General features: G+C 52.1%; 11 protein-coding genes. 2 read left to right on the top strand and 9 right to left on the bottom strand.

Features of this window, described 5'->3' with window-relative positions; genetic code table 11:
* Positions 1-177: 177 nt before the first annotated feature.
* Both MJ923_RS07725 and MJ923_RS07720 read right to left on the bottom strand, forming a co-directional pair.
* A complete protein-coding gene (locus MJ923_RS07725; protein ID WP_240590585.1) occupies positions 178-1,335 on the bottom strand; it encodes a hypothetical protein in 1,158 nt (385 codons plus the stop codon).
* Between the two features lie 346 nt (positions 1,336-1,681).
* Positions 1,682-2,869 carry a tyrosine-type recombinase/integrase gene (locus MJ923_RS07720; protein ID WP_240590584.1) on the bottom strand — a complete coding sequence of 396 codons (1,188 nt, stop codon included), beginning with the start codon at positions 2,867-2,869 and terminating at the stop codon, positions 1,682-1,684.
* Positions 2,870-3,052: 183 nt separating this feature from the next.
* Here MJ923_RS07720 and sbcB point away from each other — a divergent pair, with 183 nt between their 5' ends.
* Positions 3,053-4,465 (top strand): exodeoxyribonuclease I, encoded by a 1,413-nt coding sequence (gene sbcB, locus MJ923_RS07715; protein ID WP_240590879.1) that lies wholly within the window; start codon positions 3,053-3,055, stop codon positions 4,463-4,465.
* A 96-nt stretch (positions 4,466-4,561) separates the two neighbouring features.
* Complete coding sequence (gene cdd / locus MJ923_RS07710; RefSeq protein ID WP_240590583.1) at positions 4,562-5,452, top strand: cytidine deaminase; 891 nt, start codon at positions 4,562-4,564, stop codon at positions 5,450-5,452.
* A 98-nt stretch (positions 5,453-5,550) separates the two neighbouring features.
* Here the strand turns inward: cdd and MJ923_RS07705 are convergent, their stop codons facing one another.
* The 7 genes from MJ923_RS07705 to fabD all read right to left on the bottom strand — a co-directional run bounded on the left by MJ923_RS07705 (position 5,551) and on the right by fabD (position 12,154).
* Entirely contained in the window at positions 5,551-6,426 is an 876-nt protein-coding gene (locus tag MJ923_RS07705; RefSeq protein ID WP_240590582.1) for an NAD(P)-dependent oxidoreductase, read from the bottom strand.
* A gap of 24 nt (positions 6,427-6,450) precedes the next feature.
* Complete coding sequence (locus MJ923_RS07700) at positions 6,451-7,989, bottom strand: FGGY-family carbohydrate kinase (protein ID WP_240590581.1); 1,539 nt, start codon at positions 7,987-7,989, stop codon at positions 6,451-6,453.
* Positions 7,990-8,079: 90 nt separating this feature from the next.
* Positions 8,080-8,559, bottom strand: coding sequence for an acyl-CoA thioesterase (locus MJ923_RS07695; protein ID WP_240590580.1), 480 nt, complete (start codon positions 8,557-8,559; stop codon positions 8,080-8,082).
* Between the two features lie 117 nt (positions 8,560-8,676).
* Positions 8,677-9,915 carry a beta-ketoacyl-ACP synthase II gene (gene fabF, locus MJ923_RS07690; RefSeq protein WP_240590579.1) on the bottom strand — a complete coding sequence of 413 codons (1,239 nt, stop codon included), beginning with the start codon at positions 9,913-9,915 and terminating at the stop codon, positions 8,677-8,679.
* Between the two features lie 161 nt (positions 9,916-10,076).
* Positions 10,077-10,310, bottom strand: coding sequence for an acyl carrier protein (gene acpP / locus MJ923_RS07685; protein ID WP_011760092.1), 234 nt, complete (start codon positions 10,308-10,310; stop codon positions 10,077-10,079).
* A gap of 159 nt (positions 10,311-10,469) precedes the next feature.
* On the bottom strand, positions 10,470-11,216 hold the full coding sequence (gene fabG / locus MJ923_RS07680; protein ID WP_240590578.1) for a 3-oxoacyl-ACP reductase FabG: 747 nt from the start codon (positions 11,214-11,216) through the stop codon (positions 10,470-10,472).
* Between the two features lie 11 nt (positions 11,217-11,227).
* Complete coding sequence (gene fabD, locus MJ923_RS07675; protein ID WP_240590577.1) at positions 11,228-12,154, bottom strand: ACP S-malonyltransferase; 927 nt, start codon at positions 12,152-12,154, stop codon at positions 11,228-11,230.
* Positions 12,155-12,173: the final 19 nt, after the last annotated feature.

Raw genomic sequence — 12,173 nt, 5'->3', positions numbered from 1 at the left:
GTAGTTGTGTCTGTCCTGATTCTATTTCTTCCTGCCTTAAATGAGTCTTGCCCAAGAACAATGGTTCTTAACAATCACTATTCCTGACTCTTACTTACTTGACTTTACTTTTCAACAACCTCTGCTATTTTTTGTAGTTAACATACCCTCTGACTAACCATTACTAGCTGGAAACATTTAGAAAGTAAATTGTGTATACAAAATTGTCAGTAACGCTGGAACAAACACTTTTAAAGTAAATTGAAACTTCTGCAATCTACCAAATGCTTCCAATCTATTAGATGATGATTCGGTATATTTTTTGAAGAAACATCTATATGAATGCCTATTAAAATATTCAAGCAATTCTTTCGACGAAACAATTACAAGAATAGATCCAAGTAATGCCTTTGGCAAAAACGCATCAATATCACCTAAGACTAAACCATACCAAATATAACTCACCAATGAAAAAACGACTAAGTAGATGAGTGCCGAAAAAATAATGTTCGCCAACTCATCTTTCTTAGCTTTTTTCTTATAAATCCGACTTATTACGGCTTTATATTTTTCAGGTTCATCTTTCTCAAGCTTGGAAATTTTTTCATAATTGGAATAATCAACTTCAGGCATTGGCATTTGAAGTATTAAAAGCAACCAAGAAAAGACAATGGACGACAGAGCAAAAAATATTACAAACTTATTAATATACCAGTCAGTTGCAGGGTTAACTGCAACATCATATATAACAACAATTTGTATAAAAAATGATGCCAACACCAATGTAATCAAAAACAATCCAAGCACTAAAATCAACGCCCCTAGCAGAAACATGTTAAACCCATGTTCCCGAACCTTCTCATTAACATTTATTTTTTTCAACAAACCGTCCGAGGGGCTATCTATCCACTGGTGCTTATAAAATTCACGAATGTTTTCATCTGGAGCAATTTTCACTAAACATTCATTAATCAGAGCATCAATAAATTTTTTATATGACGCCATCATTGCTGATACCGGAGTGATAATTGCCGCAATGAATAAAATAAACTCTTTGTAATGCCCTAAATTTTTGAAATTATAACCAAAGAAGCTTAATTCTATGCCTTTTAAGTTTTGAGTCGCATATAGCAAAAGCATTATAAAGAAGTAGAATGTTATAAGCTTGAATAATTTAGCATCTAATCCATTAGATTTTTCTGTAAGCTTTTCTAAATATTCTATCCCAAAGTATTTTTCAAAATTGTTTTCTTGATTAATTAAATTTTTAAAATCTTCAACCCTTCTTGTTAAAGATGATCTCCATATAATTGTTTCAAGATCCTTAAATTCATCATGACCATCCGTTGAAGACATGTTTACACCTTTTTTAATATACACTAACTACGAGATGCTTATTAGGAGTTTTCATTATCCTGTAAATGACAGCAAATTTAATAGATGACGATAGCGACCCATACCAATCCTCTACCTTCAATGCCACTCTTATTGAATTTGCAAATTGTTTCATGATTCCTCCGGGGAAACCATCTTTTGTCAAGTATGTCAAATATATAATCTCATCCCAATTAAAGAATATCGGATACTTCACTGATTATTCCTTGGTTTAGCGGAATTTGTCCAGTTCAAATTATGAGTTCTTTGGAAAAGAAAACAGATACAAGTAATCCTGACAAGGCTGATTTAATTTACCAACACCATATCATCGCTGTTCGGTCCTTACCGCACCCAGCACCTTATCCGCCCACAGCATATAAGCCTTGGCTTGCTCATCCAGCCAATCATGCTTGTTGTACACCGCCATCACCCCGCCGAGCACATGCCCCAGCATCTTTTCTGTGACATGGGGCAGCACCCCCGCCTCACTGAGGCGGGTAGATAAGGTGCGCCGAAAATCATGCAAGCGCCAGGTGGGAATATCCATGCGCTCACGAAGCTCCCTGGTTAGCTTATTCACCGAGGCAATACCAAGTGGCTTCCGGTGCTCATTAGGGGCCGGAAAAGTCCATGGCGACCGATACAGCGACCACTGCTGCTGCAAAATCTCAAGCAGCGCTGGCGTGATAGCCCGCCGAATCGCCAGATTGGTTTTACTGTTTCGGCTAGGCACGGTCCACACCATAGACTCAAGATCAAACTCTTCCCGCCGCGAGTTCAGTAGTTCCGATATCCGTGCCCCACTCAGCATGCAGGCCTTGATGGCATTTAGCACCGAATTGGTGGCACGGCTCTTGTCCAGCTCCCGCCAGATTTTGCCGCACTCAACCACCGTCAGCACCCGATCACCTACCTTTGAAGGTGACCCCACATCGGCAACCCTAAGCAGTAGCACATCAACATTCGAAATCAGCTGACGCCTGACCGCCCAATTAAGAATGGCCTTAACGTGCTTAAGCATTGCCCCGGAAGTAACGCGGCTCTGTTTCGCAATCCCGTCAAAAAAATCAATCCACTCCCCCATCGCCACATCCTCTACCGGGCGCCCTGGGAACGCATCAAACAGATGCGTATTAAACGCCGAGCGATAAGTGGCCACAGTGCCAGGTTTAAGCCCAGGCGAACGCACATCCAAAAATTGCTGGCACAACTCCTTCAGCGTAAGCTTGCCCTCTTGAGTGCTGCGATGTTTCCAATAAAGCCGCGGATCTGTCCCGTTGGCCAGCGCATTACGCACCTCGGGGACAAGCAACCGCGCCGCAGCGACTTTAAGATCGGGATATCGACCAAGAGTTAGCCGGCTGGCCTTACCTTGCCAGCGAAAACGCCACTGCCATGTTATAGTGCCATTGGGTGTAATACGGACCCCCAGACCGTCACGGTCTGCAAGCTCCGCTGGCCCCGTGTATACTTTGCCGTTAATAGCGCGTAACTGGGTATCGGATAAAGACATTTTGACGCCATGTGTACATATTTCAATAAGAGCTTATGACAAGAGCTACTTGATGTACACATACATGTACTCATCACGTTAAGAAGCAACCAAAATCGGATTGAATTGTTTTAATGGGCTGCAAATACCAATGAAACACAAAAACAATGCGTTACTTAAGAATTTGACGGATTTGAATCAATGATGGACAACTATGTAGCGCCTTCAATATTTTGGCACGATTACGAAACTTTCGGCGCCAGTCCCGCCAAGGACAGACCAGCGCAATTTGCCGGTGTCAGAACCGATCTGGATCTGAATATCATTGAGGAGCCGGAAACCTTTTATTGCCGTATCGCGCCTGACTATCTGCCCGCCCCCGAAGCCATTCTTATTACCGGGATTACGCCCCAGCTGGCCAATCGCCAGGGCTTGCCGGAAACCGAGTTTATGGGCCGCATTCAGGCCATCTTCAGCCGCCCGAACACCTGCGTAGCCGGTTATAACTCGCTGCGGTTTGACGATGAAGTTACCCGCTATGGCTTTTACCGTAACTTTATCGATCCCTACGGCCGTGAATGGCAACAGGGTAATTCCCGCTGGGACATCATCGACTTGGTTCGCGCTTGCTACGCCCTGCGCCCCGATGGCATTAACTGGCCTGAAAAAGAAGATGGCAGCCCCAGCTTTAAACTCGAGCATTTGACCGCAGCCAATGGCCTTGGCCACGACAAAGCCCACGATGCCATGTCGGATGTGTATGCCACCATCGCCCTTGCCCGGCTTATCAAAGAAAAGCAGCCCAAGCTGTACGATTACTATTTCCGCTTGAGACGCAAACAGGCTGTGGCCGAGCAAATCGACGTACTGGCGATGCAGCCGCTGGTGCACATCAGCTCAAAAATCCCGGCAGCTCAGGGCTGCGCCACGCTTATCTCCCCGGTCGCGCATCATATGCGTAACAAAAATGCGGTGATATGTGTGAATCTTGCCATGGACATTCAGCCACTTATCGATTTGGATGTAGAGGCGCTGCGTGCAAGGCTTTATACCAAACGGGAAGACCTCGCCAGTGACGAGCTGCCGGTGCCGGTCAAGCAAATTCATTTGAACAAGTGCCCCTTTATCGCGACTGCCAAGACGTTGGATGATGCCAATGCCGAGCGGCTTGGTATTGATAAGGCCTTTGCCCGCGAACAGTACAAACGCTTGAAGCAACACCCGGAAATTCGTGAAAAGCTCACTGCACTGTTCGATGACGAGCCGCAAAATACCAGTACCGACCCCGATTATATGCTCTACAGTGGCGGTTTTTTCAGTCCGGCCGATCGCGCCAAGATGGACATCATCCGAGCCACCGCCCCTGAGCATCTGGCCGCCCTTGAGCTGCAATTTGACGATACCCGCCTGCCGGAAATGCTGTTTCGTTATCGTGCCCGCAACTATCCGCTCACCTTGTCCTATGATGAAAACCTGCGCTGGCGTGAGTTTTGCCAGGGTCGCCTGAGCTCACCGGATTACGTTATCCGCCTGGAAAACCTGCTTGAAGAAACAGCCAAGGATGAAAAAAAGCAAAAGCTTCTTGGGGCTTTGTGTCAGTATCTTCAATCGCTCTAACGGCAATGCCACTGAAAATGGGAGTCTTCTCCCATTTTCGCTGTAACAGAATCACTAAACTGTCAGTCAGCGAAATTAACAATGAAGGAAACGGCCATGCAAGACAGATTTGTCCGCCGGATAAACGAACTGCCCAAGGAGCTTGCCGACGCGCTTATGCCAATGCTGGGCGAGCACTTTTGTGGGCACTTGGATGCGCAGCAGGTCAAGCATCTTTGTGATGTCTCCGGCCTCGACAGCCATGGGTTGGGACTGGCGCTGTTACCCATCGCAGCAGCCCTTGCCAGGCCACCTGTGAGTGACTTTTACGTGGGCGCCATTGCCGTAGGCAGCGGCGGCGACTTTTACATGGGAGCCAATCTTGAGCTTCAGGGCGAGGCACTGTTTCACTCGGTGCACGCCGAGCAAAGTGCCATCAGTCACGCCTGGCTTAGCGGTGAGACCCACATCAGCGACATCATAGTGAACGCCAGCCCCTGCGGCCATTGTCGCCAGTTTATGAATGAACTGGTTGATGGTCAGGCCATTCGTATTCACCTGCCCGGTCAGGATACTGCGCCGCTGAGCCACTACCTGCCCTATGCCTTTGGGCCGACAGATCTCAACATAACCACCCCGTTGCTTACCAAGCAGCAAACCGAACTTGAGCTCGAAAGCGATGACCCCTTGCTGATTGAAGCCCTTGATCATGCTGGGTTATCTTACGCGCCATACAGCCTGTGCCACGCAGCTGTGGTGCTGCAAACCCAAGATGGCGCCAGCTTCTGTGGCCGCTACGCCGAAAATGCTGCCTTCAACCCGTCAATGTTGCCGATGCAAATGGCGCTGTCAGCGCTGGTGCGACACAACCGTGACTTCAGCGACATCAAGCGGGCCGTGTTGCTCGAGTCGTCCCAGGGCAAAATCTCTCTGGTCGGCGCCACCATGGACGCACTGCACGCCGTCGCCGCTGTGGAGCTTGAACACCTGGTGGTAGACCCTGTGTAATCCAATAGAAGTGCTGTAAAAAAGCCCGCATAATGCGGGCTTTTTTTATCTGGAAATACTCTGCCACCGAACTGACTGACGATGGCGTTAACCAATGACTATTTACGGCTTTTTTCGAGGCGGGCGAGCAGGCTTGAAGTATCCCAGCGGTTGCCACCCATGCCCTGCACTTCGGAGTAAAACTGATCCACCAGAGCCGTCAGCGGCAGGTGCGAGCCGTTGCGGCGGGCTTCTTCCAGGGCGATGCCTAAGTCTTTGCGCATCCAGTCGATGGCGAATCCGAAGTTGTACTCACCGGCCCACATGGATTTGTAGCGATTTTCCATCTGCCAACTTTGAGCCGCGCCTTTGCTGATGACTTCCACTACTTTTTCGCCATCAAGGCCTGCGCTGCGGGCAAAATGCAGTGCTTCGGCAAGCCCCTGCACCACACCTGCGATACAGATTTGGTTCACCATCTTGGTGAGCTGTCCGGCACCGGTATCGCCTAAAAGCTCAGCGCAGCGGGCGTAGCTCATGATGACGTCTTTTACCTGATTAAACACGGCTTCATCTCCGCCTGCCATCACGGTCAGTACGCCATTTTCGGCGCCGGCCTGACCGCCGGACACAGGTGCATCGATAAAGCCAAAACCTTGAGCAGTCAGCGAGGCGCCAATCTCGCGGGCAATGTCGGCCGACGCAGTGGTGTGGTCAACCAGCACGGCACCTGGCTTGAGGCCATGAATAACCCCGTCTTCGCCAAGCACAACCTGGTGCAGGTCTTTATCGTTGCCTACACAGGTAAAAACGATGTCCTGATCTTGCGCCGCAAGTTTTGGTGTCAGCGCCATGGAGCCACCAAACTGCTTAACCCAGGCTTCTGCCTTGGCGGTAGTGCGGTTATACACAGTTACCTGATGACCGGCCTTAACCAAATGTCCGGCCATGGGATATCCCATCACCCCCAGTCCGAGAAATGCCACTTTTGCCATTGTTATTCCTTTCGTGTCTCGCGATCAGCGTGTTTTAAATAATGATTTTACTGCCGGGTACAGGCGTTGATGCCGCTGTGATAACTGCCGGTAGCACGCGACATTGGCGGGCTCGGGCTCAAAACGACTGGCCGATTTTGCCATATTTTGCCTGGCGCTGGCGAGGTCTGGATAATCCCCCATGGCGACTGCGGCGCACATGGCAGCCCCCAAGCCAGAGCCTTCGCGCACGGTTAATCGCTCTGTGGTGCAGTTAAAGATATCGGCCGCAAGCTGCATCACCAGGTCGGATTGACTGCCACCGCCACTCACCCGAATAAGCCTGACGGATCCACCGGACTTGGCTACCAATTGCCTGGCACCCCGTGCAAGGGTCATCAGCACCCCTTCAATCAGTGCCCGGTAGAGGTGAGCGCGGGTGTGCTCAGGGCGAAAACCTGCGACTATCCCGCTCGCTTCCGGGCCGGGGTAAATAACGCCCTGGGCCCAGTAGGGGCACAGCATCAGGCCATCGGCACCAGGTGGGATCGCGGCGATGGCTTTCATCACATAGGCTTCGGGAGTGAGCCCGAGGGTGCTTGCTTCGGCCCTGTCGCTGGCACCAAACTCGTCCAGCGCCCACGACAGCAACCAAAAGCCACGTTCAAGCTGCACCTCGGGCATAAAACTGCCCGGCTCCAGCCCCGGGAAGGCTGGTGCATAGCGAAACACTTCAAAATAGCGATGGGTTCCCAAGGTCACAGTCGCGGCGCTGCCAAGACTCAATGACAGCACGCCCGGCTCACCTGCACCATTGGCGTAAGCCTCGCAGGCCTTGTCGGCACCGGCACTGACCAGCGCAGTGCCTGGCTTAAGGCCGGTAAGCTCGGCAAAGCCATCAGTAACAGTGCCTATCTGCCTTGCGGCATCAATGAGTGGCAGCATCTGCGACGGTTTACAGCCAAGCGCCTGCCAGCGCCAACTGCGCCTGGCGGCAAAGGTTTGATTTGGGTAGTCAAAGGGCAAATAGGCCACCTGCGATGCCCTTGAATCCAGCAGCTTGCCCCCAAGGCGACTCAGCAGATAACCACTCAAGAGGCCAATCTTATCGCTGGCATCGACCTTGCCGGGAAAAACCTCACGTATCAGATTGATTTTGGCGGCCCGGCGCAAATAATCGATGCGCCCTGTCATACCGCTTACCCAAAAGCCGAACCGATAAAACCAGCTCATCGGCGAAAGCATCCCTTCCACCATGCGTCTGTCTGACCACATAAACACGTCCGACTTCGCCTTGCCACGGTTATCCATCAGCAAGGTGCAGGCGCGTTGGGTGGTCAGAGTAACGGCGACAATTTGTTCTGGGCGTAAGCCGTGTTCAGCAAAGAGCTTGCGACAGGCCGCCACCAGTTGGCCATAGCAGTAGTCGCCGTCCTGCACGGCAGCTTTGGCCGCTTGTCCGGCTTTACAGTTTTCGTTGGCAACCGCCGCAACGGCAATAGGATTACCGCGGCAGTCAAACACCAGCGCACGGGTGCTTTGGGTGCCGTAGTCGAGGGCAAGGTAATAGCTGGTTTCAGACATAGGCGCTGTGCCCTTTTGCGGGCTTATGGTTGTTTTTGTGAGCGTGACCTGAGCGCGGGGAGCCGCACCCAGGCTTCAAACGAATTAGCCTCAGGGCGCAACGTGGGCGGCCATTTCGGTACCGATTTTTTTGCGCATTTCCATCAGCCGGATAGCGGAGTCCCGCAGCGCCTTGTCTTCTTCGGTTTGCGGCACCCACTCAGGCACGGGGGTTGGGTTACCGGCATCATCCACCGCCACCATGATCACAATGCAGTGAGTGGTCAGTTGACGCTCGGAGACCTTGGGATCCCCTGCCCGCACATCTATGCCGATGTGCATCGAGCTGTTGCCGGTGTAAATCACCTTGGCACTGACCTCGACTATGTTGCCCACATGAATGGGCTTTACAAAGCGGATCCCGCCAGCGTAAGCGGTGATGCAATATTTGCCGCTCCAGCCTGCCGCGCAGGCGTAGGCTGCAAGGTCAATCCACTTCATCACGGCGCCGCCGTGAACCTTGCCACCGAAATTCACATCGGCGGGCTCTGCGAGAAAACGTAAGGTCAGGTGCCTGTCTTGTCCGGCCATGATGTAACCCTATCTTGTTAAAGTGATTTAAGCTTACGCGAAAAGGGCCAAGTCGGGAATCCGCAACCCAAAAGAAAAGGCGCCTTAGGCGCCTTTTCACTGAAGCTGTGGAAGCTATCAGCCTTTTTTGAACAGCAGCGAGCCGTTGGTTCCACCGAAACCGAACGAGTTACACAGGGCATACTCGAAGCTGGTCTGACGCGCCTCGTGGGGCACGAAGTCAAGGTCGCAACCTTCATCCGGGTTATCCAGGTTGATGGTCGGCGGTACGGCGCCGTCTTTCAGCGCCAGAATGGTGAAAATGGCTTCCACTGCACCGGCCGCACCGAGCAAGTGACCGGTCATCGACTTGGTGGAGCTGACCATCAGCTTGTAGGCATGGTCGCCAAACACCGACTTCACCGCAGCCGCTTCAGCCTTATCACCGGCTGGGGTTGAGGTGCCGTGGGCATTGATGTAACCAATGGACTCCAGGGCAAGGCCGCTGTCTTTGAGGGCATTGGTCATGGCCAGTGCGGCGCCAGCACCATCTTCCGGCGGTGAGGTCATGTGGAAAGCGTCACCGCTCATACCAAAACCAACCAGTTCGGCGTAAATCTTGGCGCCGCGGGCTTTGGCATGCTCGTACTCTTCCATTACCAGTACACCAGCGCCGTCACCAATCACAAAACCATCGCGGTCGCGATCCCAAGGGCGGCTGGCTGCTTGTGGGTCATCATTGCGGGTCGACAGTGCCTTGGCGGCGTTAAAGCCACCCACGCCCAGCGGACAGGTCACGTCTTCGGCGCCACCGGCTACCATTACATCGGCATCGCCGTAGGCGATAGAACGGGCGGCGAAACCAATGTTGTGTACACCTGTGGTACAGGCAGTGGTCACGGCAAAGTTGGGGCCGCGCATGCCGTACATGATAGACAGGTGACCGGCAATCATGTTGATGATGGTGCTGGGAACAAAGAAGGGAGAAATCTTGCGCGGGCCGCCAGCCATCAGCGCAGAGTGACCGGCTTCAATCAGCCACATACCGCCCATACCGGCACCGATAGCGGTACCCACGCGAGTCGGGTCTTCTTTTTCCATGTCGAGACCAGCGTCACGAATGGCCTGAATACCCGCGGCCATGCCGTACTGGATAAAGAGGTCCATCTTGCGGGCGTCTTTTTTGGACAGGTATTGCTCAACGTCGAAATCTTTTACCGACGCGCTGAAACGGGTCGCAAATTCACTGGCGTCAAACTTGGTGATGGGCGCCACACCACTCTGACCGGCGAGCAGCGCCTTCCAGGTGGAATCAACATCATTACCGACCGGGGTTACCAGTCCCAGACCGGTTATCACTACGCGACGTTTTGTCACAGGAGTCACCTTTTATAACTGTATTTGAGGCTAGAAGCCCAAATTGCGCCGGATTGTGCGAGATGGCAATCCAAAAGGAGGCTGGTACAACCAGCGGAAAATTCCGGCGCCCAAACAAAAACAGGCGGCCTTATAAGCCGCCTGTTTTCTGGAATTCAGTATTACTGATTCTTGGAAACGTAGTCGATCGCTGCCTGAACAGTGGTGATCTTCTCGGCTTCCTCATCAGGGATCTCGGTGTCAAACTCTTCTTCCAGAGCCATTACCAACTCAACAGTGTCCAGAGAATCGGCACCCAGATCGTCTACGAAAGAGGCAGATGGTTTAACGTCTTCTTCTTTAACGCCCAGTTGCTCAACGATGATTTTCTTTACACGTTCTTCGATGTTGCTCATTAGTTTTCTTTCCTATTCAAATTACGCACTTGCGTAAGATTGCGAGTAGTTTATTCGATCTGGCTGACATTGCAAGCCCCGATTTTGTGGTCTAACCACGAAAATCAAAGCTAATCAGCCACTCACTACCCAAACGCGACAGTTCCCTGCCATTCGCCCTTAAACCATGTACATTCCGCCGTTTACATGCAGGGTTTCACCCGTGATGTAAGCGGCAGCGTCCGAGGCCAAGAACAGGACGGCATTGGCGATTTCCTGCGCCTGCCCTAATCTTTCCATCGGCACCTGCGACATGATGCCTTGCTGCTGCTCAGTCGTCAGCTCGTCGGTCATGTCAGTCTGGATAAATCCAGGAGCAATAGCATTAACCGTAATTTGACGAGATGCAACCTCTCTGGCGAGAGATTTTGTAAATCCAATCAAACCGGCTTTTGCAGCTGAGTAGTTTACCTGACCGGCGTTACCCATGGTACCCACCACTGAGCCAATGCTGATGATACGGCCATGACGCTTTTTCATCATGCTGCGCATCACCGGCTTGGACAGGCGGTACAGTGACGTGAGGTTGGTATCGATGATCTCTTCCCACTCGTCGTCTTTCATGCGCATCAGCAGGTTGTCACGGGTAATCCCGGCATTGTTGACCAGAATATCAACATCCCCTGCTTTTTCTTTGATCGCGGTAAACATTTCGGCAACGGATTCGCTGCTGGTTACGTTAAGTACCAGGCCAAAACCCTTGTCACCCAGATAATCAGAAATGGCAGCGGCGCCCTTCTCACTGGTGGCAGTACCCACAACAGTGGCGCCGGCTTCGGCCAGGGTCACGGCGATGGCTTTACCAATACCGCGGCTGGCGCCGGTAACCAGGGCTACCTTGCCAGTCAGATCCAAAGATACAGACATGGAAAACTCCTTTATTCGGTCAGCGCAGCAAAGCTTGCTACGTCATTAACCGCTTGTGCAGAAACAGATTTGTTGATGCGCTTAGCCAGACCGGTCAGCACCTTGCCGGGGCCACACTCCACCAGATAAGTGATACCGTCGGCAGCCATGGCTTCAACGGTTTCGGTCCAGCGAACCGGGCAGTAAAGCTGACGCACCAGTGCATCGCGGATAGCGGCTACGTCGCTTGGCGCCTGCACATCTACGTTATTGATAACCGGAATGGCAGGTGCACTGAATTCGATGGCAGCCAGGGCATCGGCGAGCTTATCGGCCGCGCCTTTCATCAGGCTGCAGTGGGAAGGCACGCTCACTGGCAGAGCTACAGCCATTTTGGCGCCAGCAGCCTTACAGGCAGCAGCAGCGCGCTCAACGGCGTCTTTATTACCGGCAATCACCACCTGACCTGGGCTATTGAAGTTAACCGGGCTCACTACTTCGCCCTGAGCAGACTCGGCGCAGGCAGAAGCGATGGCATCGTTATCCAGACCAATAATGGCGTACATGGCGCCGGTTCCTTCCGGCACGGCGGCCTGCATCAGTTGACCACGCAGCTCAACCAGCTTCACCGCATCGGCAAATTGGATTACTCCGGCGCACACCAGCGCTGAGTATTCGCCCAGACTGTGACCGGCGAGCACGGCAGGCTGCGGCTTGCCGCTGGCCTGATAGGCGCGCCAAATAGCCACGCTGGCTGTCAGCAGCGCAGGCTGGGTCTTTTGAGTTTGATTGAGCTGCTCGGCGGGGCCATCCTGCACCAGCGCCCACAGATCGTAACCAAGGGCGGCACTCGCCTCGGCAAATGTCTCAGTTACCACAGGAAATTCGGCAGCAAGATCGGCCAACATGCCAACGGCCTGCGAGCCCTGCCCTGGAAATACAAAGGCAAATTTATCCATTGTTATTAAACCTTTTTGA

The sequence above is a fragment of the Shewanella zhuhaiensis genome (genome assembly GCF_022484835.1).
In the GTDB taxonomy this organism is placed as follows: domain Bacteria; phylum Pseudomonadota; class Gammaproteobacteria; order Enterobacterales; family Shewanellaceae; genus Shewanella; species Shewanella khirikhana.
This window is presented reverse-complemented; position numbering and strand designations above follow the sequence as displayed.

What these genes read in the sequence shown, in the direction of transcription:
- MJ923_RS07700 (WP_240590581.1), bottom strand. Translation starts at nt 7,989, where the DNA reads ATGTCTGAAACCAGCTATTACCTTGCCCTCGACTACGGCACCCAAAGC.
- acpP (WP_011760092.1), bottom strand. Translation starts at nt 10,310, where the DNA reads ATGAGCAACATCGAAGAACGTGTAAAGAAAATCATCGTTGAGCAACTG.
- fabD (WP_240590577.1), bottom strand. Translation starts at nt 12,154, where the DNA reads ATGGATAAATTTGCCTTTGTATTTCCAGGGCAGGGCTCGCAGGCCGTT.
- MJ923_RS07725 (WP_240590585.1), bottom strand. Translation starts at nt 1,335, where the DNA reads ATGTCTTCAACGGATGGTCATGATGAATTTAAGGATCTTGAAACAATT.
- sbcB (WP_240590879.1), top strand. Translation starts at nt 3,053, where the DNA reads ATGGACAACTATGTAGCGCCTTCAATATTTTGGCACGATTACGAAACT.
- fabG (WP_240590578.1), bottom strand. Translation starts at nt 11,216, where the DNA reads ATGTCTGTATCTTTGGATCTGACTGGCAAGGTAGCCCTGGTTACCGGC.
- MJ923_RS07695 (WP_240590580.1), bottom strand. Translation starts at nt 8,559, where the DNA reads ATGGCCGGACAAGACAGGCACCTGACCTTACGTTTTCTCGCAGAGCCC.
- MJ923_RS07720 (WP_240590584.1), bottom strand. Translation starts at nt 2,869, where the DNA reads ATGTCTTTATCCGATACCCAGTTACGCGCTATTAACGGCAAAGTATAC.
- MJ923_RS07705 (WP_240590582.1), bottom strand. Translation starts at nt 6,426, where the DNA reads ATGGCAAAAGTGGCATTTCTCGGACTGGGGGTGATGGGATATCCCATG.
- cdd (WP_240590583.1), top strand. Translation starts at nt 4,562, where the DNA reads ATGCAAGACAGATTTGTCCGCCGGATAAACGAACTGCCCAAGGAGCTT.